29 protein-coding genes and 1 tRNA gene are annotated in these 24,848 nt (G+C 64.3%); 16 read left to right on the forward strand and 14 right to left on the reverse strand.

The genetic code is table 11. The features are described from left to right. The first annotated feature begins 29 nt into the window (after window positions 1-29). The 8 genes from OU426_RS11805 (at window position 30) to OU426_RS11840 (ending at window position 4,812) form a co-directional block, all read left to right on the forward strand. Window positions 30-263, forward strand: a complete 234-nt coding sequence (locus tag OU426_RS11805) for an N-(5'-phosphoribosyl)anthranilate isomerase (protein WP_267634218.1) — start codon at window positions 30-32, stop codon at window positions 261-263. A gap of 78 nt (window positions 264-341) precedes the next feature. Then, a complete protein-coding gene (locus OU426_RS11810; RefSeq protein ID WP_267634219.1) occupies window positions 342-788 on the forward strand; it encodes a GNAT family N-acetyltransferase in 447 nt (148 codons plus the stop codon). A gap of 12 nt (window positions 789-800) precedes the next feature. After that, window positions 801-1,034 carry a hypothetical protein gene (locus OU426_RS11815; protein ID WP_267634220.1) on the forward strand — a complete coding sequence of 78 codons (234 nt, stop codon included), beginning with the start codon at window positions 801-803 and terminating at the stop codon, window positions 1,032-1,034. A gap of 10 nt (window positions 1,035-1,044) precedes the next feature. Further along, window positions 1,045-2,277 (forward strand): tryptophan synthase subunit beta, encoded by a 1,233-nt coding sequence (trpB, locus tag OU426_RS11820; RefSeq protein WP_267634221.1) that lies wholly within the window; start codon window positions 1,045-1,047, stop codon window positions 2,275-2,277. 230 nt (window positions 2,278-2,507) lie between these two features. Then, window positions 2,508-3,086, forward strand: a complete 579-nt coding sequence (locus OU426_RS11825) for a hypothetical protein (protein ID WP_267634222.1) — start codon at window positions 2,508-2,510, stop codon at window positions 3,084-3,086. Between the two features lie 135 nt (window positions 3,087-3,221). Further along, window positions 3,222-3,665: a PepSY domain-containing protein gene (locus OU426_RS11830; RefSeq protein ID WP_267634223.1), complete on the forward strand. Its 444-nt coding sequence runs from the start codon at window positions 3,222-3,224 to the stop codon at window positions 3,663-3,665. Window positions 3,666-3,745: 80 nt separating this feature from the next. After that, window positions 3,746-4,258, forward strand: coding sequence for a hypothetical protein (locus OU426_RS11835; protein WP_267634224.1), 513 nt, complete (start codon window positions 3,746-3,748; stop codon window positions 4,256-4,258). Then, complete coding sequence (locus tag OU426_RS11840; protein ID WP_267634225.1) at window positions 4,255-4,812, forward strand: helix-turn-helix transcriptional regulator; 558 nt, start codon at window positions 4,255-4,257, stop codon at window positions 4,810-4,812. The genes OU426_RS11835 and OU426_RS11840 overlap by 4 nt, the downstream gene beginning before the upstream one ends. A 6-nt stretch (window positions 4,813-4,818) precedes the next feature. Here OU426_RS11840 and OU426_RS11845 read toward each other — a convergent pair whose 3' ends face one another. The 5 genes from OU426_RS11845 to OU426_RS11865 all read right to left on the reverse strand — a co-directional run bounded on the left by OU426_RS11845 (window position 4,819) and on the right by OU426_RS11865 (window position 9,011). After that, window positions 4,819-5,187 carry a DUF2237 family protein gene (locus OU426_RS11845; RefSeq protein ID WP_267634226.1) on the reverse strand — a complete coding sequence of 123 codons (369 nt, stop codon included), beginning with the start codon at window positions 5,185-5,187 and terminating at the stop codon, window positions 4,819-4,821. A gap of 3 nt (window positions 5,188-5,190) precedes the next feature. Beyond that, a complete protein-coding gene (locus OU426_RS11850) occupies window positions 5,191-6,348 on the reverse strand; it encodes a serine hydrolase domain-containing protein (RefSeq protein WP_267634227.1) in 1,158 nt (385 codons plus the stop codon). A gap of 74 nt (window positions 6,349-6,422) precedes the next feature. After that, window positions 6,423-7,469 (reverse strand): DUF2332 domain-containing protein, encoded by a 1,047-nt coding sequence (locus tag OU426_RS11855; RefSeq protein WP_267634333.1) that lies wholly within the window; start codon window positions 7,467-7,469, stop codon window positions 6,423-6,425. 2 nt (window positions 7,470-7,471) lie between these two features. Then, on the reverse strand, window positions 7,472-8,158 hold the full coding sequence (pth, locus tag OU426_RS11860; protein ID WP_267634228.1) for an aminoacyl-tRNA hydrolase: 687 nt from the start codon (window positions 8,156-8,158) through the stop codon (window positions 7,472-7,474). Window positions 8,159-8,399: 241 nt separating this feature from the next. After that, window positions 8,400-9,011 carry a 50S ribosomal protein L25/general stress protein Ctc gene (locus OU426_RS11865; RefSeq protein WP_267634229.1) on the reverse strand — a complete coding sequence of 204 codons (612 nt, stop codon included), beginning with the start codon at window positions 9,009-9,011 and terminating at the stop codon, window positions 8,400-8,402. A gap of 178 nt (window positions 9,012-9,189) precedes the next feature. Between OU426_RS11865 and OU426_RS11870 the strand changes: the two genes are divergently transcribed. Further along, window positions 9,190-10,356, forward strand: coding sequence for an MFS transporter (locus tag OU426_RS11870; RefSeq protein WP_267634230.1), 1,167 nt, complete (start codon window positions 9,190-9,192; stop codon window positions 10,354-10,356). Here the strand turns inward: OU426_RS11870 and OU426_RS11875 are convergent. The 7 genes from OU426_RS11875 to OU426_RS11905 form a co-directional block, all read right to left on the reverse strand. After that, complete coding sequence (locus OU426_RS11875) at window positions 10,343-11,314, reverse strand: ABC transporter permease (protein ID WP_267634231.1); 972 nt, start codon at window positions 11,312-11,314, stop codon at window positions 10,343-10,345. The two genes, OU426_RS11870 and OU426_RS11875, sit on opposite strands and share 14 nt — an antisense overlap. 13 nt (window positions 11,315-11,327) lie before the next feature. Next, window positions 11,328-12,578 carry an ABC transporter permease gene (locus tag OU426_RS11880; RefSeq protein WP_267634232.1) on the reverse strand — a complete coding sequence of 417 codons (1,251 nt, stop codon included), beginning with the start codon at window positions 12,576-12,578 and terminating at the stop codon, window positions 11,328-11,330. Further along, on the reverse strand, window positions 12,575-13,078 hold the full coding sequence (locus OU426_RS11885) for a DUF2314 domain-containing protein (protein ID WP_267634233.1): 504 nt from the start codon (window positions 13,076-13,078) through the stop codon (window positions 12,575-12,577). The genes OU426_RS11880 and OU426_RS11885 overlap by 4 nt, the downstream gene beginning before the upstream one ends. A 52-nt stretch (window positions 13,079-13,130) precedes the next feature. Then, window positions 13,131-14,201 (reverse strand): ABC transporter substrate-binding protein, encoded by a 1,071-nt coding sequence (locus OU426_RS11890; protein WP_267634234.1) that lies wholly within the window; start codon window positions 14,199-14,201, stop codon window positions 13,131-13,133. A gap of 66 nt (window positions 14,202-14,267) precedes the next feature. Continuing rightward, entirely contained in the window at window positions 14,268-15,377 is a 1,110-nt protein-coding gene (locus OU426_RS11895; RefSeq protein ID WP_267634235.1) for an ABC transporter ATP-binding protein, read from the reverse strand. A gap of 282 nt (window positions 15,378-15,659) precedes the next feature. Next, a tRNA-Leu gene (locus OU426_RS11900) sits at window positions 15,660-15,746 on the reverse strand. A 181-nt stretch (window positions 15,747-15,927) separates the two neighbouring features. Beyond that, the gene (locus OU426_RS11905; RefSeq protein ID WP_267634236.1) at window positions 15,928-16,443 is read right to left on the reverse strand and encodes a MarR family winged helix-turn-helix transcriptional regulator; all 516 of its coding nucleotides are present in this window, start codon (window positions 16,441-16,443) and stop codon (window positions 15,928-15,930) included. 92 nt (window positions 16,444-16,535) lie between these two features. Between OU426_RS11905 and OU426_RS11910 the strand changes: the two genes are divergently transcribed. From OU426_RS11910 to OU426_RS11940, 7 genes are all read left to right on the forward strand, one after another. After that, on the forward strand, window positions 16,536-17,258 hold the full coding sequence (locus OU426_RS11910; protein ID WP_267634237.1) for a hypothetical protein: 723 nt from the start codon (window positions 16,536-16,538) through the stop codon (window positions 17,256-17,258). Window positions 17,259-17,260: 2 nt separating this feature from the next. Beyond that, complete coding sequence (locus OU426_RS11915; protein WP_267634238.1) at window positions 17,261-17,719, forward strand: redoxin family protein; 459 nt, start codon at window positions 17,261-17,263, stop codon at window positions 17,717-17,719. A 264-nt stretch (window positions 17,720-17,983) separates the two neighbouring features. Next, on the forward strand, window positions 17,984-18,436 hold the full coding sequence (gene soxR / locus OU426_RS11920) for a redox-sensitive transcriptional activator SoxR (protein ID WP_267634239.1): 453 nt from the start codon (window positions 17,984-17,986) through the stop codon (window positions 18,434-18,436). Between the two features lie 8 nt (window positions 18,437-18,444). Beyond that, window positions 18,445-19,092 carry a lipoyl(octanoyl) transferase LipB gene (lipB, locus tag OU426_RS11925; RefSeq protein WP_267634334.1) on the forward strand — a complete coding sequence of 216 codons (648 nt, stop codon included), beginning with the start codon at window positions 18,445-18,447 and terminating at the stop codon, window positions 19,090-19,092. A gap of 230 nt (window positions 19,093-19,322) precedes the next feature. Then, window positions 19,323-21,014: a cytochrome c oxidase subunit I gene (locus OU426_RS11930; protein WP_267634240.1), complete on the forward strand. Its 1,692-nt coding sequence runs from the start codon at window positions 19,323-19,325 to the stop codon at window positions 21,012-21,014. A gap of 934 nt (window positions 21,015-21,948) precedes the next feature. Beyond that, on the forward strand, window positions 21,949-22,587 hold the full coding sequence (locus tag OU426_RS11935) for a glutathione S-transferase family protein (protein ID WP_267634241.1): 639 nt from the start codon (window positions 21,949-21,951) through the stop codon (window positions 22,585-22,587). 9 nt (window positions 22,588-22,596) lie between these two features. Continuing rightward, window positions 22,597-23,088, forward strand: a complete 492-nt coding sequence (locus OU426_RS11940; protein ID WP_267634242.1) for a DUF2244 domain-containing protein — start codon at window positions 22,597-22,599, stop codon at window positions 23,086-23,088. A gap of 77 nt (window positions 23,089-23,165) precedes the next feature. Here the strand turns inward: OU426_RS11940 and OU426_RS11945 are convergent, their stop codons facing one another. Continuing rightward, window positions 23,166-23,660: a GNAT family N-acetyltransferase gene (locus OU426_RS11945; protein ID WP_267634243.1), complete on the reverse strand. Its 495-nt coding sequence runs from the start codon at window positions 23,658-23,660 to the stop codon at window positions 23,166-23,168. A gap of 222 nt (window positions 23,661-23,882) precedes the next feature. Continuing rightward, on the reverse strand, window positions 23,883-24,713 hold the full coding sequence (locus OU426_RS11950; protein WP_267634244.1) for an alpha/beta fold hydrolase: 831 nt from the start codon (window positions 24,711-24,713) through the stop codon (window positions 23,883-23,885). Between the last annotated feature and the right edge of the window lie 135 nt (window positions 24,714-24,848).

Genomic DNA, 24,848 nt, shown 5'->3' on the forward strand with positions numbered 1-24,848 from the left:
TCTTTACCTTGATCGGCTCAGGATCGGTCATGACCGCGACCCTGCCCGCCTTCCTGTCCCCCGAGATCTGGCTGCGCCAGATATTTGCTGCCCGCGCTGCGACCGATGGCGGCATCGTTCGCCGCCAGGTGCGCGATGTCGAACGGATCGTCGGTCGCGCGCGGTTCGAGGCGGAGCTTCGCCACCGTGGCTACCGCGCGGTCGAGAACGCGGGCCAGTTCGTGATTTTCTGCAATCGCGCCCCCGTCCGCTTGATCGAATAGGCTTGCGCCTCCCGCAAATTCCTTCGAAGGAATTTGCCAAAACTCTTCGAATAGTTTTGGACCCGGTCGGAGAGGCAGATGATCCACTTTCGCCCCGCGACAGAAGACGACGTCCCCGCGATTGTCGCGCTGCTCGCCGACGACATCCTCGGCGCCACGCGCGAACGGCGCGAGATCGATGCGTACCTTGCCGCCTTCCGCACCATGGTCGCGGAAGGCAACAACCACCTGATCGTCGGCGACGACGACGGCCGCATCGTCGCCACCTACCAGATCACCTTCATCTCCGGCCTGTCGCTGAAAGCCGCGCGACGGGCACAGGTGGAAGCGGTCCGCGTCGCCTCCACCTTCCGCGGCCGGGGGATCGGCGCCGCGCTGATGGCCGATGCCGAGGCCCGGGCGCGCGCCGCAGGCTGCACGCTGATGCAGCTGACCACCAACAAGACCCGCGCCGACGCTCATCGTTTCTACGAGAGGCGCGGCTTTACCCCAACGCACATAGGTTATAAACGCGATCTGTCTTGAGTGAGGACAGGCATGGCATTGGTAGTCGGATTTTCGAAAGACGATCGCGACCTGAAAGCGGCGCATCCCACAACTTTGGTATGCAAGTATCTGGTCGGGGAGCGCGACGGGAAGAAAATCCTCCAGTTGAACACCTATGGTTCGACTGGGCGCGAGATACCCGGAAAGCTTAGCCAGACACTTCAACTCGACGAGAGCGCTGCGAGACAGCTCTTTCAAGTGCTGCAACGAGAGTTTCGTTTCTAGGAGGCGCCAGATGGCCGAGGACCTGATCAACAGCTTCATGACCGGACCGGACGAGGCAGGCCGTTTCGGCCAGTTCGGCGGCCGGTTCGTGTCAGAAACCCTGATGCCGCTCATCCTCGATCTCGAGGAGCGCTATGAATATGCCAAGACCGACCCGACCTTCTGGGCCGAGATGGACGACCTCTGGAAGCACTACGTCGGCCGCCCCTCGCCGCTTTATCACGCCGCGCGCCTGACCGCACACTTGGGCGGCGCAAAGATCTACATGAAGCGCGACGAGCTGAACCACACGGGCGCGCACAAGATCAACAACGTGCTCGGCCAGATCATCCTCGCCCGCCGCATGGGCAAGACCCGGATCATCGCCGAAACCGGCGCGGGCCAGCATGGTGTGGCGACGGCCACCGTCTGCGCCAAGTTCGGGCTGAAATGCGTGGTCTACATGGGCGCCCATGACGTCGAACGTCAGGCACCGAACGTCTTCCGCATGCGGCTTCTGGGCGCCGAGGTGATTCCCGTCACCTCCGGCCGCGGTACACTGAAGGACGCGATGAACGACGCGCTGCGCGACTGGGTGACGAACGTGCGCGACACGTTCTACTGCATCGGCACCGTCGCCGGCCCCCATCCCTATCCCGCCATGGTTCGCGACTTCCAGTCGATCATCGGCAAGGAAGTGCGCTGGCAGCTTGCCGAGCAGGAAGGCGAAGGCCGGCTCCCCGACACGGTAATCGCCGCGATCGGCGGCGGGTCGAACGCCATGGGCCTTTTCTACCCGTTCCTCGACGACCCCACCGTCCGCATCATCGGCGTCGAAGCGGGCGGCAAGGGCGTAGACGAACGCATGGAACATTGCGCCTCGCTGACCGGCGGGCGCCCCGGCGTTCTGCACGGCAACCGCACCTACCTTCTCCAGGACGATGACGGTCAGATCCTCGAAGGTTTCTCGATCTCGGCGGGCCTCGACTATCCCGGCATCGGCCCCGAACATGCCTGGCTGCATGACAGCGGTCGCGCCGAATATGTCTCGATCACCGACAAAGAGGCGCTGGAGGCCTTCCAGCTGTCCTGCAAGCTCGAAGGAATCATCCCCGCACTCGAACCTTCGCACGCGCTTGCCCATGTGATGAAGATCGCCCCTACCCTTCCACGCGACCATATCATCGTGATGAACATGTGTGGCCGCGGCGACAAGGACATCTTCACCGTGGCCAAGCACCTTGGCTTTGACATGAAGATCTGAGACCGCGCCGGTTCAGTACGACTGCATCAGGCCGGGCCGATCAGCCCGGCCTTTCCCTTTCGTCTCAGCGAATAAACCACAAGCCCCCGCGCCTAAACTCAGGTTTAGGCCGCTTTCGCCCAAGGTTTACAGACGCCGGTCTAAACTTCAGGCAAATTTCCCTTGATGCGGCCAGATGCTTTTCTGGTCTTGCGTCGGTCACGGCGCGCAAAACCAAGGGAGACCGCACAATGAAACGGACAGTTCTGATTGCAGGTTGCGCCATTGCGCTGGCCGGGACCGCCACCACCGCTTTCGCGGATCGGGGTGAACCGCTGGTGATGCCGTATGGAGAGTTCCAGGCTGTCGGCCAGATGGCCGATTGGGTCCTGCCGGGCGATCTTCTCGCCCGTCGTGGCCGTGGCGCCGACGATCCGGCGGGCGATGATCGTGGCCGCGGTGGGCATGGCGCGGACGACGGGCCGAATCACACTCTGCTCGAAACGCCGACCCTCCTGACCCCCGAACTTCTTGCGCGCCGGGGCGCCGACGACCCGGCGGGCGACGACCGCCGCGGACGCGGGCGTGGGACCGACGATGGTCCGGGGCATACGTTCAACACGACGCTTCCGGAAATGCTCCAGATGGCGAAGAACGGTGCCGATGACGGCCCCGACCATGATCAGGATGACGATCATGGCGGCCGTGGCGGCGATGACGACGACGATGACAACGGCTCGGGCTCGGGCCGCGACAAGCCGCGCATTCCGGGTGGGTCCGGTTGCGACGACGCCGGCGATGTCGCCGAACATGCCGCGTGCAGAGGCTAAGAGCCTCTCACCCGGTGCCGCGCCCCGTAAACGCACGCCGTAAACGCACCCCGGGGCGCGGCAGACAGAAGGTCGGCGGCAATCCCGCCCCGGCCGACACAATGGGGCGCCGCGCGCCCCGCGACGGAGAACAGAATGAACCGCATCGCCATTCTTGCCGCAGCTTTTGCGCTCAGCACCGGCATCGCCCTTGCACAGGATGCGCTGGACGGCACGATTGCCGATCTGCAGGCGCAGGGTTTCACCCGGATCGAGGCCAAGCACGGCCCCACCCAGACCAAGATCGAAGCGATCAACGGCGACGTGAAGGTCGAGATCGTGATCGACAATGCGACCGGCACAATCCTGAAGCGCGAGACCGAAGCGGTCCGGCCCGGCGAAAACACCGCGCCCGGCGTCTTCATTCGCGAGCGCAGCAAAGATTTCGTCGACGGAAGCGGCGATGACGATGATGACAACTCCGGCAGCGACGACGACGACGACGACGATGATGACGATGACGACGATGACAACTCCGGTCATGGCAGCGACGACGACGATGACGACAACTCCGGCCATGGCAGCGGTGATGATGATTGAGTAGCGAGCTTTCCCTTGCGGGCCTGCGCGTTTACCCGGATAGTCCGGGGAAACCGGCCCGCGGCCACGGGGGCGACATCATGAAACAGTCTATCTTCGCGATCCTATTCTCACTCACAAGCGTCTCGGCGGGCATGTCCATGGCCGCCGATTTTGTCGACACGATCATGAGTGAACTGCGAGAGCAGGGCTACTACGAGATCGAGGTGAGCCGGACGCTCCTCGGCCGAACCCGCATCGAAGCCGAGAGTGCCGCCTATCATCGCGAGATCATCGTCAATCCGGGGACCGGAGAGATTCTGCGCGATTATTGGGAGCTGATCGGGGCTGGCGGAAGTACGGCAAGTAACGGGCCGCTGCCGGGCCCGGTCTCCCCGGGCGTGACCGGCACGTCGAGCGGCAGCAACAGCGGCACAGGCAGCAGCAGTTCGGGCAGCAGCAGTTCGGGCAGCGGCAGTTCCGGCAGTGGCTCCGGGAGCAACAGCGGCAGCAGCGGCTCTGGTAGTAATAGCGGCAGCGGCGGTTCGGGCAGCAGTGGCGGCTCCGGAGGCGGGGATGATGACGACGATGACGATGACGATGATGACGATTGACCGCCGCGCGATCGCCGCGCCGTCGTGTGTCTGACCCTGTGTCGGGCCGAATTCTCATAATCCTCGTTCTGGCGGCGCAGGCGCTTTGTACGCTCTTCTTCGTGTCCGATATCCTGTTTTCGGTCTTCGGCATCTATGCCCGGCCGATCGCCTGGCAGACACGCGAACTCCTGGAACTAGGTGCCGCGCTCGGCCTTGTCCTCGGCGTCATCCTTGGCGCGGCCGCGCTGCACCGCATGGCGCGTGACCGCAGACGCGCCGAGGAAAAGCTGCGCCGCGCCTCGGGCGCCTTCATGGACCTCCTGGAAGAACGGCTTGAAGAGTGGGGCCTGACGGCCTCGGAACGCGATGTCGCGCTCTTCGCGATCAAGGGCATGACGACGCAGGAAATCGCGACTCTCCGCAATACGGCCGAAGGCACGGTCAAGGCCCAGACCAATGCCATCTACCGCAAGGCAGGCGTCAGCGGGCGACCGCAACTCCTTAGCCTCTTCATCGAGGATCTGATGGAGGACCGGCCGGGCGATCCGGCGCCTTTGCGCAAGGTCGGTTGAGAACTGTCAGACCGCGTAGGGTCTCAAGACATCAAGCGGCGCGATGTCTGTTGCGCGTGCGTGGGTCGCTTCCAACCGCACTTTCGGCGCGCACCCCTCGTCATGGGCCTGCATGAAACGGGCCGCACAGAGGCACCAGCGGTCGCCGGGCTTCAGGCCGGGAAAGTGGAACTCCGGGCGCGGGGTGGACAGGTCGTTGCCCACATATTTCGAATAGGCCAGGAACTCGGCGGTCATCACCGCGCAGACCGTGTGGCTGCCACTATCCTCGGCGCAGGTATTGCAATGCCCGTCGCGGAAGAACCCGGTCAAGGGCGCGGTCGAGCAGGGTTCAAGCGGGCCGCCCAGGACATTGACCGATGGCTCCTTCTTCATTTTCTACTCCGTTGCCCGGTCGGCAATCGCCTGCAACATGGCGACATTCGCCGCGTCCACTCCGGGCTCCTCGAAGCCCCGGTCGGCGGAATTGACCGCGATGACCACGCCGCGCCGGGGCGAGACATAGATATACTGCCCGTAGATACCATGCGCCATGAAATCTCCCGGTCCGTTTTCCGGGATCCACCATTGATAGCCGTAAAGTGCCCCGCCCGGCGCCGAAGGCCTGGTCGAGGCGGCGATCCAGTCGGCGGGCACCAGCTGCTGGCCCCGCCATTCGCCGCCCTGCAGGATCATTTGACCGAACCTTGCATAGTCGCGGGTCCTGAGATTGAGCCCGCCAAGGACGAAGGCTGTGCCTTCGCCGTCGGTCAGATAATAGGGCGCCGCCTCCAGCCCCAGCGGCTGGATGATCCGCTCATCCAGCAGATCGGCCGGGTCGCGGCCCGTCGCGCCTGCGATCACCATGCCAAGGACATGGGTATCTATCGAGACATAATGCCAGCGTGCGCCCGGTTCCGCCGCGCGTTCCTTCATGCCTGCCGCGAACCCGTCCATCGACCCGCCCAGCGCCAGTACCCGGCCCATCCGGTTGATGTCGGACCAGAAGTCCAGATAATCCTCGTTGAAAGCCACGCCCGAGGCCATGTTCAGCACCTGCCGGATCGTCGCGCCGTCGTAGGCCGACCCTTGCAACTTCGGCGCATATTTGACGACCGGATCGTCGAGCGAGGCGATCTTGCCCTCTGCCACCACCGTTCCGAACAAAGCCGAGAGGAAGCTCTTGGCAACCGACCAGCTGATCCTGAGATCATCCGGTCCCGTCCCGAGATAATAGCTTTCATGGACGATCTGTCCGTCCTTCAGAACCACGATCGCCGTAACCGCCCGGTCGCGGATCCAGTCCTCTGCGCCTTCGGGCAGGTTGATTGGCGCGCCCATCGGGAGAGGCGAAACCGGCCCGTCGCCGCGCGACAGAGGCCTTGTCCAGAACAGCCGGTCCATATGACTGAAGTTGCCGACGATCTTCTCGGCGTTGAACAGCGAATTAACCGCCATCAGCCGCACGATTTCGGCGCGCTTCCAGACCGCGAGGACCGCCAGCACAAGAGCGAGGACCAGAAGTCCCTTCAAGGTGATCCGCATGAGGCGCTTCATGTTTCCTCCGTCATCTGGCAGACAGCAAACCCCGCGCGCTCGCCTCAGACAAGAGTGACGCAACGGCAGGTCAATCAGGCTGCAGGCGCCCAGTCGATCCAGCGCCCGTGAAAATCGACGCGGCCGAGCGCGATCCTCTCGCCGCCGGGCCAGAGGTCGACCGTCAGCGCGGCGCCCGGCCCTTGACCGTCCGTCTCCATCGACAGCCGCGCCAGCGGCGCATCCGAACGCGCCGCAGCCCCAGCGGCTGCGAGAAGCGCCTCGCCCCGCGCCTGCGACTCGGCCGGGAAATATTGCCAGGCAACCGTGTGATAGACGAGGTGCAGCGCGCCCTCGAAGCGCCCGGAAAGGCGGCTCTCCAGCCAGGCGACCGCATCACCCGCCTCGACAAGCCGCGGGCCGACGGCAACCGCATCGAGCGCCTTGGCCGTGCGCTCCAGCCGCTCGGGCTGATCGGGCCAGAGATAGGCAATGAGCCGGTCACGCCCCGCGACCGGGTCGACGGGCCTCAGATCGACGCCCGCCCGGGCGAGGACCGGCGGATGCGGAGCAGCAGCCGGGAGGCGCCCGCGCCAGTCGGGCGCGAGCGTGAGAAGCGGATCGCCCGGTCCAAGCCGCCGCCCTTCGGCCATCAAAGCATAGCTATCCCAGATCAGGTTCAATCCGGCGCTGGCGCCTAGTTCCGACAGGACCAGCGGCAGCGGGTGTCGGGCCCGCAGCCAGTGCGCGGCGGCGATGATCGCCACCGACCGGCGCAGTTCATTGGTCTGCGGCGGGCTTTCAATGAAGTCCAGAACGAAAACCTCTTCGCGCCCCAGAACTGCCGCCGCGGTCTCCAGAAGCCGCTCATCGCTCGTCAGGTCGATCGAGCCGTAGCAGTCCGCCAGATCGGGCGCACGCCCGGCCCGCACCAGCGCATGCAGCGCCCCCGCGATACGCAAGGGAACCGAGTGACCGGAACTTGACAGATCGCCCTCCCAGCCCTCCAGCCGCGCGGCCAGTGCGCCCTCGGGCAGCCAGCCTGTGCCCAGCAGACGCATCAGCCGTTCCATCAGGGGCGAGCCCAGCGAAGCGCAACTGCGCGACTGGCTGGCGAAAGCCTCGGACAGGTCGGCGCGCATCCTCACCCGAACCGGTCCAGAAGCCGCTGCAGCGCCGATTTCGGCGCCTCCGGCGCCTTCGGCGCGTCGGGGGCAGGCATTTCTTCCGGTTTCGCCTTCGCCGCGCCGGTCGAAGAACGCGGCGGCGCCGTCCGCAGCGCCACGGCATTCATGAAGCGCGCCTCGTCACCCTCGGCCAGCGCCACGGCGCCGTCCGACAGGCCGCGCATCAGGTCATCGAGCCAGTCCTGATCCGCCTTGGCGAAGTCCGACAGCACGTAGGGCGCAACCCGGTCCTTGTGGCCCGGATGGCCGATCCCCAGGCGTACGCGGCGGTAAGCATCGCCGATATGGGCGTGGAGTGATCGAAGCCCGTTGTGCCCCGCATGTCCGCCGCCGGTCTTCAGTCGCATCTTGCCGGGGGCAAGGTCCAACTCATCGTGAAAGACCACCACGTCTGACGGTTCGATCTTGTAAAACCGCACGGCCTCGCCCACCGACTGGCCCGAAAGGTTCATGAAAGTTTCGGGCTTTAGAAGCGCCACGCGCTCCGCCCCGAGCCGCCCCTCGGACAGGAGCCCCTGGAACTTGGCGCGGAAGGTCGGAAAGCCGTGATCGACGGCGATCCGGTCGAGCGCCATGAAGCCGATATTGTGGCGGTTGCCCGCATATTTCGCCCCGGGATTGCCGAGACCGACAAAAAGCTTCATCGCGCGCCTTCCTTGCGTGGCCCGCAGGTTAGTGGCGCGCAGCGCCGGTTGCAATGTATGGGGGCCCGCCGGGCCGCTCATCGTCGGACTTCGTCCGCTCTTCGCGGCGGGGTCGGGGCTGGGCGCCCCTTGGAAAGGCCCTGCCCCAGCGAAGAGCGGACGCAGTCCGGCGATGAGCGGCCGCCGAAAAGAAAACGCGGGGCCTTTCGGCCCCGCGCTCAAACCATCGATCCGGGAAGGATCAGGCCTCCGCAGCCGCTTCTTCGTTCTCGGCCGAGACAAAGCCCGACGGCGCGCCGATGTTGGCGATGACGAAATTGCGGTTGATCGTGGGCTTGGCGCCCGACGGCAGCACGACATCGTTGATATGGATGACGTCGCCGATTTCGCGACCCGAAAGGTCGACCGTGATGTGATCGGGGATGTCGCCCGCCATCACTTCCAGTTCGACTTCCGGACGCACGATGGTCAGCGCGCCGCCCCGCTTCAGCCCCGGTGCCTTGTCGTGGTTCTCGAAGGTCACGTGGATGAAGAGGTTGATGCGGCTTTCGTCGTGGATGCGCATGAAGTCGACATGCGTCGGCAGGTCCTTGACCACGTCACGCTGCACGCCGCGGCAGATGACATGGACATCCTCCTGGCCTTCGACCTTGAGGTTGAAGAGGCGCTGCTTGAAGCGGCCCGCCTTGAGGAATTTCAGGAGGTAGTAGTATTTCATGTCGATCGCGAGCGGCTCTTTGCCGTCGCCATAGACGATGCCAGGTACGTTCCCGTCACGACGGGATTGACGGGCGGCCCCCTTGCCTGTCCCCGTCCGTACCGTGGCGATGAGATCGGTGATCTTACCAGCCATGGGTCTCTCCATAAGTTAAGGGCATCCTCCAAGGGTGCATGCCCGAGGCGGGTGCTATAGAGGGGAATCGGCAGGAAGGAAAGCCAAAAAGCACGCTTGATGCGCCCTGTTGCACGGGTCTGGCGCGCGCTGCGCAGCCGTGATAGATCATTCTGACTTCTCAGTCAAAAAGACTTCCATGACCCTCTTCAGACAGATCCGGGTGGCGCGAGCGACCGTGGTGGCCTTTGCGGCGATGGGTGCCCTTTGGGGCTCCTATGCCGCGCTCATCCCAGACACCAAGGCGATGCTTGGTGTTGGCGATGCCGCCTTTGGCTCGCTCCTGCTCGCCACGCCGCTCGCGGCGGCGGCTTCCATGCTCATCGCGCCCCGGGTCGCGCCCCTGTTCGGACGCCATGTGCTGCCGCTCGCGGTGCTTGGCGTAGCGTTGGCCTTTGCCGCGCCGGGATGGCTTGCCGCCCCTGCCTTCTTCGCCCTCGCGATGGTCTTCGTCGGCATGACGAACGGCTTTCTCGACGTCACGATGAACGCCCGCGTTAGTGCGCTCGAGGCTGAACGCGGCCTGCATCTGATGAACCTCAACCATGCCGCCTATTCCTTCAGCTACGCGGGTGCCGCGATTCTCACCGGCTTTGCCCGTGACGCCGGTCTTGGGCCGGGGCCGGTCATGACCTTGGTCGCACTCGCGGTTGGCCTTGCCGCCTTCATCGCGATCGAGGCCGGACCGGACGTGAACGGTTTTTCCGGGGCGAAAGGCCCGCGCGGGCGGCTCGGGTCACTGCCACTTTGGGGCGGGCTGATCGTGCTTGTGGCCTTCGTGGCGGAGAATGCCTCGGAAAACTGGTCGGCACTGCATATCGAGCGGACGCTCGGCGGCTCGAAACATCAGGGCAGCTTCGGCCCGGCGGTGCTGGCGCTGACCATGGGCTGCGGGCGCCTGGCCGGGCAGATCGTCGCGGCGCGCATCCATGAAAGCACGCTCATCCGGCTTGGCACGATCATCGCAGCGACGGGCACGGCGGTGGTCGGCCTCGCGCCGTCACCTCTGGTGGCCTATGCAGGGTTAATCACCGCCGGGCTCGGTGCCTCGGTGATCGCGCCCACGGCCTATTCGCTGATGTCGCGGCTCGCCGCGCCCTCGGCCCGCGCGCATGTGATCGCACGGGCCACCGCACTTGGCTATATGGGCTATTTCTTTGGCCCGCCCGCGCTTGGCTTTGCCTCCGAACTCCTCGGGCTCGACCGTGCCCTCGTCGCGATGGCGGCGTTCATCCTGACGGTTCTGGCCCTCTACCCGCGGCTCGTGGCCGCGGGCAGGAAGACAGAGGCGCTCAGCGCGGTGTGACGCCGCGCAGCCGCTCCGACCGGCGCCTTAGCAATTCGACCGTTGTCAGCAATAGGATCGACACGATCACCAGGATGGTCGCGACGGAAAGGATCGCCGGGCTGATCTGTTCGCGGATGCCGTTGAACATCTGACGCGGGATGGTCTGCTGCTGCGGCCCGGCGATGAAAAGGACCGCCACCACCTCGTCGAACGAGGTGACGAAGGCAAAAAGCGCACCAGAGATGATGCCTGGCAGAATCAGGGGCATGATCACCCGGAAGAAGGTGGTGCGCGGGTTTGCCCCGAGGCTTGCAGACGCCCGGATCAGCGACTGGTCGAACCCGGTCAGCGTCGCCGTCACCGTGATGATCACGAACGGGATGCCCAGGGTGGCGTGCGCCATGATCACGCCCAGATCGGAGTTCGCCAGACAGCCCTTGTTCGACAGGATCGGCGCGAGAAGCGCCCCGATGCCCGAATCCGGCGCGAGGCAGGCCTTGGCATAGAAGAACGACATGCCCACGGCGGTGATGATGATCGGCACGATCATCGGCGAGATGAGGATCGCCATGATCGTGCGGCGGAACGGCATTTCCGGGCGGCTGAGGCCAAGGGCCGCCAGCGTGCCGAGGAAGGTCGCAAGGATCGTCGCCCAGAAGCCGATCCAGAAGGAGTTTTTCGCGGCATTGATCCAGGTCGAGGTCTCCCATGCGGTCGACCACCAGCTGCCGTCGCGTACGCCATCCGGCGCAGCATGGCCGAAAGTCAGGAGCGTATCATACCAACGGGTCGAATAGCCCGCCGGATCGAAATGCAGCATCTTCTCGGTGAAGGTGAAGTAAGGCTCCGCGTTGAACGACAGCGGCAGGATCACCAGGATCGGTGCGATCAGGAAGATGAAGATCGCCGCACAGATCACCAGATAGGCATAGTGCCAGATCCGTTCGAGGGGCGAGGCATGGGTGGGAAGGGCCATATCTGTCGTCCTCTCAGCCGAGTTTCAGCCGGTCGATGCCGATCAGCCGGTCATAGAGCCAGTAAAGCACAATCACCGCGACCAGAAGCATCGCGGCAAGCGCCGCCGCCAGCGACCAGTTGGCCTTCGCCATGTGGAACTGGATCATGTTCGAGAAAAGCTGCCCATCGGCGCCGCCGACAAGGGCAGGCGTGATATAATAGCCGACCGCGAGGATGAAGACGAGAAGCGAGCCAGCCGCGATCCCCGGCAGGGTCTGTGGCAGATAGACCCGCCGGAAGGCGGTCCAGCTTGTGGCGCCGAGCGACCGGGCCGCACGCACGTAGGAGGGCGGGATCGTCCGCATCACCGAGAAGAGCGGCAGGATCATGAAGGGCAAAAGCACATGGGTCATGGCGATGATCGTGCCGGTCTGGTTGTTGATCATCACCAGCCGCCCGCTGTCGTCGATCAGCCCCATCGCCACAAGGATCGAGTTGACCACGCCTTGCTGCTGCAAAAGCACGATCCAGGAAGTCGTCCGCACCAGTAGCGATGTCCAGAAGGGCAGAAGCACAAGGATCATCAGAAGCGAGGATTTCGACATCGGCAGCGTTGCCAGCAGATGCGCGACCGGGAAGGCCAGAAGCAGGCAGGTGAAGGTGATGACGCCCGACAGGATGAAGGTCTTGATGAAGAGGTAGAGATAGATCCTCTCCTTGTCGGTGCCGCGCTGGAACGCTCCGTCCTCGGCGCGCTTCTGGTCGACCGCGACATGGTAGAAGTCGGTCGTGTAGGGCGAAGCCGCATCGCGCATGGCAGCCCAGAGTTTGGGTTCGCCCCACTCCTTGTCCACGGCCAGAAGCGCCTCCTTGAAGGGCGGCTGCATGTCCTCGGCCTTGCGCGCCGCGCCCTTGAAGAGGCTGATCGTGCCGGGCACCGTATAGTTGATCCGCGTGCCCGCCTGACCAGGCGTCTTGTCCTTCTGCATCTGGGCAAGGTCGGCGACGAGCGCGGAATAGGCCTCTTCGGTGATCTCCGACCCTTCGGGGTTGGCCTCGAACCAGGCGGCAAGGTTCGGCGCGGTCGAAGAAAAGCCGTCATGTTCGAACGACCGTTTCAGCATATAGCCGATCGGGACCACGAATGTGATCAGGACGAAGGCCAGAAGCGGCACCACAAGCAGGAAGGCCCGGCGCCGCGCGCGCGCCTGAGCCGTGGCCAGCGCTGCTTTCAGCGGCCTTCCGTCAGCGGTCAGTAGCGGGCCTGAAACGACCTCGGTCATAGATCATCCTCTCCAATCGGCGCGAGTATCGCCTCGATCTGCGCGCGCTCTTCATTGGCCAGTTGCGGCAAGATCACACGGGTCGTGTAGGACCCGTGCAGCTTGCCGTCGGCGCCCCAGTAGGCCCAGTCCGATACTTCTGCCGTCGCGAAACTCACCGGATCGCCTACTGCGCCCTCGAACCCGGCCGGCTGGTTCGCCAGCACGCCCGACAGCCTGTCTCCGTCGATCTGCAGTAACGTGACCCAGATATGTTCCGTATCGGCCGAACCGCCCGAGACCGGCGCGGCATATTTGACAGAATAGGCTCCCGATCCGAGATCCTGCCGCGCCGCGTAGCCAAGAAACGCATCCAACCGGCTCCGTGCCGTGTCGATCGCGGAATTCATCTCGGCATCGTCGGTGGCGAAGTTCACGACCCGGTCCTGCGCGATTGCTGCCGGTACGCAGAGCGCCGTCGCGCCAAGGAACAGCGCAAGCAGAAGGGCCCGTGGTCGCATCTCGTCCTCGAAAACGGCCGGGCGCGAAGGGGCGCGCCCGGCCAATCCTTGATCAGTTCGACGCCAGCCAGGCGTTGAAGCGCTCGTTCAGTTCTGCGTCATGGTCGACCCAGAATTCATAGGACGAAGCGAGCGCGTTGCCGAGGTTGGCTTCGGCCGTCGGCATGTAGGGACCCATCTCGGTCTTGCCGTCCTGATAGAGGCCGACGAGCGGGCCCGAGGACTTGCGGGCCGGACCATAGCTGATCCATTTGGCCTGATCGGCAAGCGCCTGGGTCGAGGTCGAGAACTTCACGAACTCCATCGCCTGCTCGAGGTTCGGCGCACCCTTCGGCACGACAAACAGGTCATATTCATAGACCTGACCATCCCAGACGGTGTTGAACGGCTTGCCCTCGGCCACCGCCGCCGCGAAGATACGGCCGTTGTAGGCGGTGGTCATCGCGACTTCACCATCGGCCAGAAGCTGCGGCGGCTGGGCGCCCGCTTCCCACCAGATCGTGTCGGCCTTGATCTTGTCGAGCTCGGCAAAGGCCTTGTCCACACCTTCGGGCGTGCCCAGAACCTCATAGACTTCGGCCGCGGGAACACCCGCACCCATCAGCGCCATTTCGAGATTCGCCTTCGCGCCCTTGCGCATGCCGCGCTTGCCCGGGAACTTCTCCAGGTCGAAGAAATCGGCGATCGTGGTCGGGCCTTCGGGGAACTTCGTCGTGTCATAGGCAAAGACGGTCGAGAAGACGATGGTCGACACGGCGCAATCGGTCAGCGCGCCGGGCAGGAAGTCGTCGACCGCGGCAGTGCCGTCGGGCGCCGGCGGCAGGGTCGAGGCATCGATTTCCTCAAGCATGCCGTCGTCGCACAGACGGATCGCGTCGGCATACTCGACGTCGGCGACATCGACGGTGACGTTGCCCGCCTCGACCATCGCCTTGACCGCCGGGGCCGGGTTGTCGCTGTCCACCGACACGACATTGATGCCGGTCGCCGCGGTGAAGGGCTTGTGATAGGCCTCGACCTGGCTCTGCGTATAGGCGCCGCCCCAGGACATCACGGTCACGTCGGCGTGCGCCGCGAAGGCGACCGCCGTCAGCGCGGTGGAAAGTGTCAGGATTCTCTTCATATCAATCTCCCGGTTGATGGTTTCTTCTTTTCAGTCCGTCCAGCCGGGCTTTGCCCGGCGCGGGCGTCACATCGGATCAAGGGCGCGGGCGTCCTGCGGATGCCAGCCGACCTTGAGCTTCTGTCCGTTCGCAAGCCGGGTCTGCCCCAGCGTGTTGCGCATCTTCATCACGAAATCGTCCGATCCCGCGACCTTGAGGCGGGCGCGCAGGATGTCACCCATATAGATGACATCCACGACCTCGGCCTCGATCGTATGGGCGCCCGGCGGCATCATCTCGGGCTTGAACTCGACACGTTCGGGCCGGATCGAGACAAGGGTTTTCTGGCCCTTTTCCTTCACGTTCACCGCCGTCGCGTCGATCAGCTCGCCGGTCGACAAACGCACCAAGGCCTTGTCGCCCGACAGTTCCTCGATCGTGCCCGGCAGCTTGTTGTTCTCGCCGATGAACTGGGCGACGAAGCTGTTTTCCGGCCGCTCATAGAGGTCGGCAGGCGGGGCGAGCTGCTGGATGACGCCGTCATTGAAGACCGCAACGCGGTCCGACATGGTCAGCGCCTCGCCCTGATCATGGGTCACATAGACGACGGTGATCCCCAGTCGTTCGTGCAAAGCCTTGATCTCGAACTGCATATGTTCGCGCAATTGCTTGTCGAGCGCGCCCAGGGGTTCGTCCATCAGCACAAGCTCGGGGTCAAAGCACAGGGCCCGCGCCAGCGCGATCCTTTGCTGCTGGCCGCCCGACAGTTGCGCAGGGCGGCGGTTCGCGAACTTGCCCATCTGCACCATGTCGAGTGCGCGGGCGATTTTCGCCTCGCGGTCGGCCTTGCTCATCCCACGCACTTCAAGCGGGAAGGACAGATTCTCGCCCACCGTCATATGGGGGAACAGCGCATAGTTCTGAAACACCATGCCGATACCGCGCTTGTGCGGCGGCACCTGGTTGATGTTGCGCCCGTTCAGTCTGATCTCGCCGTTCGTTGCGGTCTCGAACCCGGCCAGCATCATCAGGCAGGTGGTCTTTCCCGACCCCGACGGCCCGAGCATCGTCAGGAACTCGCCCTTCGGCATCGTCAGATTCAGGTCTTTGACGACAAGCGTCTGCCCGTCATAGCTCTTCTGGACGCGGTCGAATTCGACGAACGCCGCGTCCGCGGCACTGGTGGCAGAGGTCAACTCTCGCTCCCCGTTTGTTTTTTTTGGCTCCCCAAGGCCGAGCTAAGCTCATAGCCCACACATTTTCAACCGGATTCTCGGCGCATTGTGCGAACGTATAGATGGCGCTTTATGCCGCGAGGGAAGGTCAGAAAGCGACATGAATATTTCTGCAAGCGACATGTCGCGCATGAGACGGGGATATCGGCGCAAAAACTCCCAAGCCCAATAGCCTGCGTCGCAGCATATCGCCGGGAAAAGCGTCGCGGATTCAAAATATATTTATAAATCAGACGGTTGGAGTGGTGCGGTTGAGAAGACTCGAACTTCCACGGGGGTTAGCCCACAGCGACCTCAACGCTGCGCGTCTACCAATTCCGCCACAACCGCACTCCAAATCGGGCACTGCCGACTGAGGTGGCGTGCTTCTAGCCGAGAGGTTTGGGAAAGGGAAGCGGTTTTTCTGCCGCTTTCGCCAATATTTTTGCCCGTGTCGCGCCGGGTCGTCGTACACGGCAGGCCGGTTGCGAACCGCGCTCCCGTTGATTCCCTCAAGGGCCGTTCTTCACCCTCATACCGGCCGATGTTCGTGGCAGATTTGGGTCGTCTCATCGGCAGAAAGCGCGAGATCGAGAAGCGCACAAAAGGGGCCGGGCCGGTGATGGCGGCAGGTTGAGCAAAGCCCGAATGTCCGCCCTTCTCCGACCATCCGGGCCAGCAGCGCCGACAACGTGCGCTCAAGCCGGGTGCGGTCTTCGTCTTCCAGCGCCGCCAGGGGCGCAGCCAGCGCCGACCCTGGCAACAACGCCCGACCATTGGCCGTGACGCGGTAGCTGACCGAGCGGCGATCGGCGGGATCGGGTTCCGCCTCGACCAGCCGCTTTCTAGCCAATGCCTGCAGGGTCTGCGAGGCGGTCCCGCGTGTCGTCCCCAGATAGTCCGCGACATGGGACGGAGCGCGGGAGAAACGGTTTGCCCGGGAAAGATAGTCGAGCGCGCCTCTCTGGGCCGGGTTCAGGCCGGCCGCCCAGCCCGCCGCCTGCGACAGGCGCGCCAGCCGTTCCAGAAGGAAATGCGCGTTGCTCATGCGGTATTGATATCGACTCGATATTTTCCTTGCAAGGCCGTGACGACTGCTCCAGAACAATGTAATAGCGACTCGCTACTATAGGAGAATTCATGACCCGCCCGTATCCCTCCCTCATCCTCGCGCTCCTTCTCGTCCCGATCGCGGCCACCGCCGAGATCAGGTCGCCCACCGATCCGACAAAAACGCCCGCCTTCGACATACTCAGCGCCCGCATACTGCGCGCCGAAGACGGCCTCAGCTTCTCGATGAAGCTTGCCGGAAGCGCAGGCAGTGCTGCGCCCGATCCCACCGGCGCACTCGCCGGGGCGCCGGTCTGGTCCTATGTCTGGCCCACCTCGCTCGACCCCGCGACGGTAGGGTTCGAAGGTGGAACCGGCATCCTCGCGCTTGCCGCCACCGCACACCCCGACTTCGATGACACGCCGCTGGCGGATGAAAACGGCGACGGTGACGCTGCGAACGACGGCGCGGGCTGGCACAGCCATTGGGTTGTCCTGACCCCGAACGACGCCTGCGGCACGGGCGCGCTCTCTGTCCGCGACATCGCCGAGGGCGAAAGCCCGAAACTGCCGGAGACCTGGCCCGGCCTGCCGCTGTTCATCGACAGTCCGGGCTTTGCACCTGCCCTGACCGACAGCGAGATCACGATCAACGTCCCTCTGCCCGCAGACACCGACCTCACCGCCTTCCGTTTCGACGGCGTCACCTCGGCGCTGCGCGTCAACCAGACGGTTCACGCGCCGCTCCTATGTGTTACGGATGTCTGGGATGTCGCCTCGGGCGATTTGTCCCTGCCCGGAGAAGCGGAGTGAGCATGGTCGAGATCATCGCCTCGGACTGGCTGAATACGCCCAATCCCCTCTCCCTTGCCGCCTTGCGCGGCAAGGTCGTGGCGCTCGAAGCCTTCCAGATGCTCTGCCCCGGCTGCGTCAGCCACGGCCTGCCGCAGGCCCAGTCGATCCGCCGCATCTTCCCCGAGGAAGATGTGGCGGTCATCGGCCTCCATTCGGTCTTCGAACATCACGCGGCGATGACGCCGGTCGCGCTCCGCGCCTTCCTGCATGAGTACCGGATCACCTTTCCCGTCGCCATCGACAGCCCGGGCGAAAGCGGCCCGCTGCCCAGGACGATGGAAGCGCTCGGGCTTCGCGGCACGCCGTCGCTTCTGCTCTTCGACCGGGCGGGCGAGCTGCGCGCCCATCATTTCGGGCAGGTCCACGACATGGTGATCGGCGCCGAGATTGCAGCACTTCTGGCCGAGCCGCCCGCCTAGCCGGCTGTTACAACCCGATATCGCGCCGCAAGTGATCGGTGAGATGTTCGGGGTTAATGTCGGACATGCGCCTGCAGCGCTCCCTCTGGCGCCCCACCCAAATGGCCCGCCAGAGGCCTGAAATGCGCCGCAGGAAACCGACCCGAATCGTCCGCTCGACTATCTGCTGCAGCCCTGCCTCAAAGCTCGCCATCGTCCTGCCTCTCTTGCCTTTCGCGAATCGTCTTGTAATTTCTCAAGTGAACTTGAGATCAAGGACCAATCATGTCCCGTCAGGGCCTGACCATCGGCGACCTCGCCGCCCGCACTGGCCTCGCCGTTTCGGCGATCCGCTTCTATGAGACGCACGGCATCGTCCGCCCCCTGCGCAATCAGGGCGGCCACAGGCGCTATGGCGGGGCGGATCTTCGGCGGCTGTCTTTTGCGATGATCGCCCAGCGCCTGGGCTTTCCGCTCGCCGAAATCGCGGGGCACCTCGCCGCGCTGCCCGCCGACCGCGCGCCGACACGGAGGGATTGGGCGCGAATTTCCAAGGGCTTCCGCGCTGGCATCGACGCGCGGATCGCGCAGCTGCAGGCGCTCGGCGACACGCTCGACGGCTGTATCGGCTGCGGCTGTCTGTCGCTCGACAGATGCACGCTCTATAACGCCGGGGACAGGGCCGCCCGAAAGGGTCAGGGCCCGCGCTATCTGATGGGCGACGAACCGGAGGTGTGACGGAAGCGATGGTCGAATGGATCACATCCCCGGGGCTCGTACCCTATGAAGAGGCTCTTGCCTTCATGGAGACCCGCGTCGCAGCCATCGCCGAAGGGCAGGCCGGGGAGTGTATCTGGCTTCTGGAACATCCACCGCTTTACACCGCAGGCACGTCAGCCCGGCCCGAGGATCTGACCGACCCGGACCGCTTTCCCGTCTATGAGGCGCGGCGCGGCGGGCAATATACCTATCACGGGCCGGGCCAGCGCGTGGCCTATGTGATGCTCGACCTCAACCGCCGCGGCAAGGACGTCCGGCGGTTTGTCGAGCGGCTGGAACATTGGGTCATCGCCGCGCTCGCTGAGTTCAACGTGCGGGGAGAGATCAGGCCCGGCCGCGTCGGCGTCTGGGTCACGCGCCCCGACAGGGCACCGAACCCAGACGGGTCGGTCCGCGAGGACAAGATCGCGGCCATCGGTGTCCGGCTCAGGAAATGGGTTAGTTTCCATGGCATCTCGGTCAATGTCGAACCGGACCTTTCACATTTCGACGGAATCGTCCCCTGCGGCATCCGCGACCATGGCGTGACAAGCCTTGTCGATCTTGGCCTGCCCGTGACGATGGAGGATCTCGATCTGGCGCTGAAGACCTGCTTCGAGCGGAGCTTCAGCTGACAGGCTGACGACAGTCAGAGCGAAAAGTTTTCCCGAAAACTTTTCGCGCCCAGGACGGGCCGCGAAGGATTTTCGGGACAATCCTTCGCTCCCCCCACCTGCCCGAGACAATATTTCGCGCCCCGCCCCCCGTTTCTTTCATTGCCCATCCGCGGATCGCCAATTATTACGGGGCCGGACACCCGGTACGGACGAGATTCCGGCCGGTTCTTAAGGAATGGGAGAACAGCATGGCCGACGCAGCCGTTCATGGCCACGAGGCGCACGGACACCCCGGGTTCTTCACCCGCTGGTTCATGTCGACGAACCACAAGGACATCGGGATCCTCTACCTCTTCACCGCCGCGGTCGTCGGCTTCATCTCGGTGGCGCTGACCGTCTACATGCGCCTCGAACTGATGGAACCCGGCGTCCAGTACATGTGCCAGGAAGGTGCGCGTTTCGTCGCCTCGGGTGATGTCTGCACACCAAACGGCCATTTGTGGAACGTGATGATCACCTATCACGGCGTCCTGATGATGTTCTTCGTCGTCATTCCGGCGCTCTTCGGCGGGTTCGGCAACTATTTCATGCCGCTCCATATCGGTGCGCCGGACATGGCCTTCCCGCGGATGAACAACCTCTCCTACTGGCTCTATGTGGCGGGCACCTCGCTCGGCGTGGCCTCGATGCTTGCCCCGGGTGGCAACGGCTCGCTGACCTCGGGTCTGGGCGCCGGGGCCGGCGTTGGCTGGGTGCTTTATCCGCCGCTGACCACCACGGCCGAGGGCGGCTATGCGATGGACCTTGCGATCTTCGCCGTCCACGTCTCGGGCGCCTCCTCGATCCTCGGCGCGATCAACATGATCACCACTTTCCTGAACATGCGCGCACCCGGCATGACGCTGCACAAGGTGCCTCTGTTCGCCTGGTCGATCTTCGTCACCGCCTGGCTGATCCTTCTGTCGCTGCCGGTTCTGGCGGGCGCGATCACCATGCTTCTGACCGACCGAAACTTCGGGACGACCTTCTTCACCGCCTCGGGCGGGGGTGACCCGATCCTCTATCAGCACATCCTGTGGTTCTTCGGCCATCCGGAAGTCTATATCATCATCGTTCCGGGCTTCGGTATCATCAGCCATGTGATCGCGACCTTCTCGCGGAAACCGATCTTCGGCTATCTGCCGATGGTCTATGCGATGGTGGCGATCGGGGTTCTGGGCTTTGTCGTCTGGGCGCACCACATGTACACCGTCGGCATGTCGCTGACCCAGCAGAGCTACTTCATGCTGGCTACGATGGTCATCGCGGTGCCCACGGGCGTGAAAGTGTTCAGCTGGATCGCCACGATGTGGGGCGGCTCGATCGAGTTCAAGACGCCGATGCTCTGGGCTTTCGGTTTCCTCTTCCTCTTCACCGTGGGCGGCGTCACCGGCGTGGTCCTTTCCCAGGCGCCGGTCGACCGTGTCTATCACGACACCTATTATGTCGTGGCGCACTTCCACTATGTGATGTCCTTGGGTGCGGTCTTCGGCATCTTCGCGGGCATCTATTACTGGTTCAGCAAGATGTCTGGCCGCCAGTATCCGGAATGGGCGGGCAAGCTGCATTTCTGGGCGATGTTCATCGGTGCGAACCTGACCTTCTTCCCGCAGCACTTCCTTGGCCGTCAGGGCATGCCGCGCCGCTACATCGACTATCCCGAGGCCTTCGCCTACTGGAACAAGATCTCCTCGATGGGCGCCTTCCTGTCGTTCGCCTCGTTCGTCTTCTTCATCGGCGTGATGTTCTACGCGCTTCTCTGGGGCAAGCGCGAGACCCGGTCGAACTACTGGAACGAATATGCCGACACGCTGGAATGGACCCTGCCCTCACCGCCGCCCGAACATACGTTCGAGCAGCTGCCGAAGCAGTCGGACTGGGACAAGGGCCACGCCCACTGATCCCGCGAAATGACCAAGGGCCCCGGAGCGATCCGGGGCCCTTTTTCATTGATGAGCTAAACTAGCCATCCTGCCGAGAGCTGTTGACGGCACGAATGCGACACCTGACCTACTGCGACAGCGTCAGCTAGTCGCTCCCGGGCCAGCGCCCGACTGGCTGACTAACAGTAGGGCGTCCTCATAGCCGCCGCCAAAATCCAATCGATAGATGGCGTCTGTCGGCAGATCGACGGGCGCTTCGTCCCAAGCGGCCTCCGTATCCAGGCACAAGACGCTCGTCGATAGCTCGTCGCACGACAGAGCTTTTCCGATGTAGGCGACATTTTACAGGTCGTCGAGGACTGGATCATTGAACGATGCGTGCAATGAAACGAGCAGTCCAAGCTTCCGCACTGACTCAATTGCGCTCCGCAGCGATGTCAGGTCTAGCACTGGCACGGGCGCGCGTTGCAGGCCACGCAAGCGAACTACCTTCTCTAGAAACGCTTCCCTAGTTGACGGGCATTCGCTTTCGTCAACATCGGCATAGCGCAAGCACGAGAAGCCATTCAACCGGATCGTCTCGTCAAATACCTCGAGAAGAAAGCACTCAGTACCAGCTTCAACAACGTACCCATCGACGCAGCCCGGGTCGACTGCGTGATGAATTCTGACCAATTGGCCCATCTTCTGGGCCGCCTGAATTCGCGCCTTGTGTATCATCTTGGTAGCCCTGAAGGTATCGAGTAGTGGGTGCATAGTCGCGGTCTATTCAACCGTTACGGTCAAGGATAGAGTAGGCGGACGTGTGATCGGTAGGCCCACTGGCTTAGACGAACGCGCCCCTCCCCCGGCCCCCCTCGGACCCATTTCGTGCCGCCTCGTTGCCTGCCGGAAGCCTTCCTCTCTCCTGCAAAACCTGTAGCATCCCGCGCAACCGTTCAAGGAGCACGTCATGCTGAAAATCTGGGGCCGCACCGATTCCTCCAACGTCCAGGCGCTGATGTGGTGCGTGGGCGAGCTTGGCCTGCCTTTCGAGCGCACCGACGCGGGCCACCGGTTCGGGGTGAACGACACGCCAGAGTTCCTCGCGATGAACCCCAACGGCACCGTCCCGGTCCTGCAGGACGGCCCCAACCCGCCGTTGTGGGAAACCGGCGCAATCCTGCGCTATCTCGCGAACCGTTATGCCAGCGCCCCCTTCTGGCCCGAGGAGCTTCTCGCCCGGACCGAGGTCGACCGCTGGGCGGAATGGTCGAAGATCAACGTGGCGCTCGGCTTCACCGTTCCGGTCTTCTGGCACGTGGTGCGGACACCCGCGGCCGAACGCAACCCGGCCCAGATCGCCCGCGCGGTGACCGCCCTCGAAAGGGTGCTCAGGATCGCCGAAGACCGGCTCGCCCGCCACGACCACCTCGTCTCGGACGACTTCACCCTCGCCGACATCCAGTTCGGCCATGTGCTCTACCGTTACTACGACATCGACATCGCGCGCGGCCCGCTGCCCGCTCTCCGCGCCTATTACGACCGCCTGACCGCGCGCCCGGCCTACCGGACGCATGTGATGCTCTCCTACGACGCGCTCCGCGCCTGAGCGGGCCGCATGCCCTACGCCTGGACAACCGATCCCGACGATCCGACCCGGCGCAGCCTGCGCCTCTGGCCGCACCGATCGCTGACGCCGGGCGGTTTCGTCACCTTCTTCGCGGCTTCCGCCCTGCTGCTCACCCTGCCGATCCTCGCCCTTCTCGGTCAGCCCGCCCTCTGGTTCGTCCTCGCCTTCGCGGCGCTCGCCCTCTGGGGCGCCTGGCGGGCCATCATCCGCAACAGCGCCGAGGCCCGCCGGGGCGAACATCTCAGCCTGACCCGCGACCGCATCACCCTTACCCACGATCTGAAGCCCGGCCCGCCGCTCATCTGGGAGGCCAATCCCTACTGGGTCACCATCCATATCCGGCCCGAGGGCGGCCCGGTAGCGGATTATCTGACGCTGAAGGGCAACGGCCGCGAGGTCGAACTGGGCGCCTTCCTCGCGCCTGAGGAGCGTCGGGCCTTGGCCGACGATCTCGGCGACCGGCTGGCGGCGCTGCGCTGAGGCCCGCCTCGTCGAGCATTTCATGCACTCCTCGGGCGCCCGCGCGAAGAGTGCACGCAGTGCTCGATGAGCACCCTCTAACCCTTCAGCCGCGCCATGAAGAGCGCGTCGACGAACCGCCCGTCGCGATAGGCATAGGCCCGCCCCAACCCCTCGCGTTCGAACCCGTGGCGTTCGTAGAGCCGGACCGCCGGCTCATTGTCCGCCCAGACCGTCAGTTCCAGCCGGGTCAGCGTCAGCCAGCGGTCGGCATGGTCGACAACGGCCGACAGAAGCGCGGTGCCGCAGCCCTGACCCTGGAAATCGTCACGCACCGCCATGCCGACGGACCCCACATGCGCCCGGCGGTTCGCCTCGCGCGTCAGGCTGATGATGCCCACGATCCGATCGCCCGCCAGCGCCACAAGCTGCAGTTCGGGATGGAACGCCTCTGACCGTCGTCGGCGTTCCGCGACCGAGGTGAAAGGCCGTTGCATCGTCCCCCAGACGACACGCGGCTGGTTCAGAAGATCGGTCAGCGCAGGCGCATCCTCGGGCTCGTAAGCGCGCAGGGTGAAGTCTTTCGGGGCCATCTTTCTCTCCGGCTCTCTGGCCCGGACAGTTCCAGAAACCGCACCGGCCCCGGGGACTGCCCCGGGCGGGTGGTTGGGTTCTCGCGTGATCTCAGCGCGCCATGACCCGACCGTCCCCGCCCGAAGGGCTGGTCTTTAGGACGGTTACGAGGGTCATCGCGAAGCGCATGGCGCAACCTTGTGGGGAATGATCCGGTCCGTCAAGACCGGGCGCCGCGCCCGTCAGCCCCTTACGAACGCCAAGAGATCGGCGTTGATCACCTCGGGATGTGTCGCGAACAGCCCGTGCGAAAGGCCCGGATAGGTCTTGAGCGTCCCATTGCGCAAAAGCCCAACGGCCTTCCGGGCGGAAGTGTCGATGGGCACCGCCTGATCGTCCTCGCCGTGCATCAGAAGTGTCGGAACCGTGATGGCCCGCAGATCTGCGGTGAAATCCGTTTCGGAATATACCGCGATACAATCGTATTGCGCCTTGATCCCGCCCGCCATCGCTTGCCGGAAGAAGTTCCGCACAAGCCCCTCGTTGATGACAGCGCCCGGGCGGTTGAAGCCGTAGAACGGCCCGCTCGCCAGGTCGAGGAAGAATTGCGCGCGGTTGGCCGCGACCGCTGCCCTGACCCCATCGAACGCGGCAAGCGGTATGCCGTCTGGGTTCGTGGCCGACTGGACCATCACCGGCGCCACCGTCCCGATCAGCACCGCCTTGGCGACTCGCCCCGCCTCGGCCCCAGCGACATAACGCGCGACCTCGCCGCTGCCGGTCGAATGGCCGATGTGGATCGCATCGCGAAGGTCGAGCGCCTGCACGAGGTCGGTCACATCGGTCACGTACGTGTCGATGTCGTTGCCGGTATCGGTCTGGTACGATCGCCCATGCCCACGCCGGTCATGGGCGATGACGCGGTAGCCACACGACAGGAAGAACAGCATCTGGCCGTCCCAGTTGTCTGCCGACAAGGGCCAGCCATGATGGAACACCACCGGCTGTGCCGTCTTCGGGCCCCAGTCCTTGTAGAGGATGGTCGTACCGTCACGCGTCGTGATCATTGGCATCCTGAACTCTCCTTTTGCGGGAGTGTTCGCAGGGTCCGGCGAGAGGGTCAAGGCGACGCCGCGGGATGCCTTCCCTCGTGGGGCTGGGGGAGGTGGGCGGTCCAGACCAGCAGGCCGTTGCCGACCGGCGCCTCA

The sequence above is a fragment of the Frigidibacter sp. RF13 genome (assembly GCF_026626305.1).
In the GTDB taxonomy this organism is placed as follows: Bacteria; Pseudomonadota; Alphaproteobacteria; order Rhodobacterales; family Rhodobacteraceae; genus TMP-24.

Excerpts from the sequence above, each read along its gene's own strand:
- OU426_RS11805 (WP_267634218.1), top strand. The coding sequence starts at position 30 with ATGACCGCGACCCTGCCCGCCTTCCTGTCCCCCGAGATCTGGCTGCGC.
- OU426_RS11810 (WP_267634219.1), top strand. The coding sequence starts at position 342 with ATGATCCACTTTCGCCCCGCGACAGAAGACGACGTCCCCGCGATTGTC.
- OU426_RS11815 (WP_267634220.1), top strand. The coding sequence starts at position 801 with ATGGCATTGGTAGTCGGATTTTCGAAAGACGATCGCGACCTGAAAGCG.
- trpB (WP_267634221.1), top strand. The coding sequence starts at position 1,045 with ATGGCCGAGGACCTGATCAACAGCTTCATGACCGGACCGGACGAGGCA.
- OU426_RS11825 (WP_267634222.1), top strand. The coding sequence starts at position 2,508 with ATGAAACGGACAGTTCTGATTGCAGGTTGCGCCATTGCGCTGGCCGGG.
- OU426_RS11830 (WP_267634223.1), top strand. The coding sequence starts at position 3,222 with ATGAACCGCATCGCCATTCTTGCCGCAGCTTTTGCGCTCAGCACCGGC.
- OU426_RS11835 (WP_267634224.1), top strand. The coding sequence starts at position 3,746 with ATGAAACAGTCTATCTTCGCGATCCTATTCTCACTCACAAGCGTCTCG.
- OU426_RS11845 (WP_267634226.1), bottom strand. The coding sequence starts at position 5,187 with ATGAAGAAGGAGCCATCGGTCAATGTCCTGGGCGGCCCGCTTGAACCC.
- OU426_RS11850 (WP_267634227.1), bottom strand. The coding sequence starts at position 6,348 with ATGAAGCGCCTCATGCGGATCACCTTGAAGGGACTTCTGGTCCTCGCT.
- OU426_RS11855 (WP_267634333.1), bottom strand. The coding sequence starts at position 7,469 with ATGCGCGCCGACCTGTCCGAGGCTTTCGCCAGCCAGTCGCGCAGTTGC.
- pth (WP_267634228.1), bottom strand. The coding sequence starts at position 8,158 with ATGAAGCTTTTTGTCGGTCTCGGCAATCCCGGGGCGAAATATGCGGGC.
- OU426_RS11865 (WP_267634229.1), bottom strand. The coding sequence starts at position 9,011 with ATGGCTGGTAAGATCACCGATCTCATCGCCACGGTACGGACGGGGACA.
- OU426_RS11870 (WP_267634230.1), top strand. The coding sequence starts at position 9,190 with ATGACCCTCTTCAGACAGATCCGGGTGGCGCGAGCGACCGTGGTGGCC.
- OU426_RS11875 (WP_267634231.1), bottom strand. The coding sequence starts at position 11,314 with ATGGCCCTTCCCACCCATGCCTCGCCCCTCGAACGGATCTGGCACTAT.
- OU426_RS11880 (WP_267634232.1), bottom strand. The coding sequence starts at position 12,578 with ATGACCGAGGTCGTTTCAGGCCCGCTACTGACCGCTGACGGAAGGCCG.
- OU426_RS11885 (WP_267634233.1), bottom strand. The coding sequence starts at position 13,078 with ATGCGACCACGGGCCCTTCTGCTTGCGCTGTTCCTTGGCGCGACGGCG.
- OU426_RS11890 (WP_267634234.1), bottom strand. The coding sequence starts at position 14,201 with ATGAAGAGAATCCTGACACTTTCCACCGCGCTGACGGCGGTCGCCTTC.
- OU426_RS11905 (WP_267634236.1), bottom strand. The coding sequence starts at position 16,443 with ATGAGCAACGCGCATTTCCTTCTGGAACGGCTGGCGCGCCTGTCGCAG.
- OU426_RS11910 (WP_267634237.1), top strand. The coding sequence starts at position 16,536 with ATGACCCGCCCGTATCCCTCCCTCATCCTCGCGCTCCTTCTCGTCCCG.
- OU426_RS11915 (WP_267634238.1), top strand. The coding sequence starts at position 17,261 with ATGGTCGAGATCATCGCCTCGGACTGGCTGAATACGCCCAATCCCCTC.
- soxR (WP_267634239.1), top strand. The coding sequence starts at position 17,984 with ATGTCCCGTCAGGGCCTGACCATCGGCGACCTCGCCGCCCGCACTGGC.
- lipB (WP_267634334.1), top strand. The coding sequence starts at position 18,445 with ATGGTCGAATGGATCACATCCCCGGGGCTCGTACCCTATGAAGAGGCT.
- OU426_RS11930 (WP_267634240.1), top strand. The coding sequence starts at position 19,323 with ATGGCCGACGCAGCCGTTCATGGCCACGAGGCGCACGGACACCCCGGG.
- OU426_RS11935 (WP_267634241.1), top strand. The coding sequence starts at position 21,949 with ATGCTGAAAATCTGGGGCCGCACCGATTCCTCCAACGTCCAGGCGCTG.
- OU426_RS11940 (WP_267634242.1), top strand. The coding sequence starts at position 22,597 with ATGCCCTACGCCTGGACAACCGATCCCGACGATCCGACCCGGCGCAGC.
- OU426_RS11945 (WP_267634243.1), bottom strand. The coding sequence starts at position 23,660 with ATGGCCCCGAAAGACTTCACCCTGCGCGCTTACGAGCCCGAGGATGCG.
- OU426_RS11950 (WP_267634244.1), bottom strand. The coding sequence starts at position 24,713 with ATGCCAATGATCACGACGCGTGACGGTACGACCATCCTCTACAAGGAC.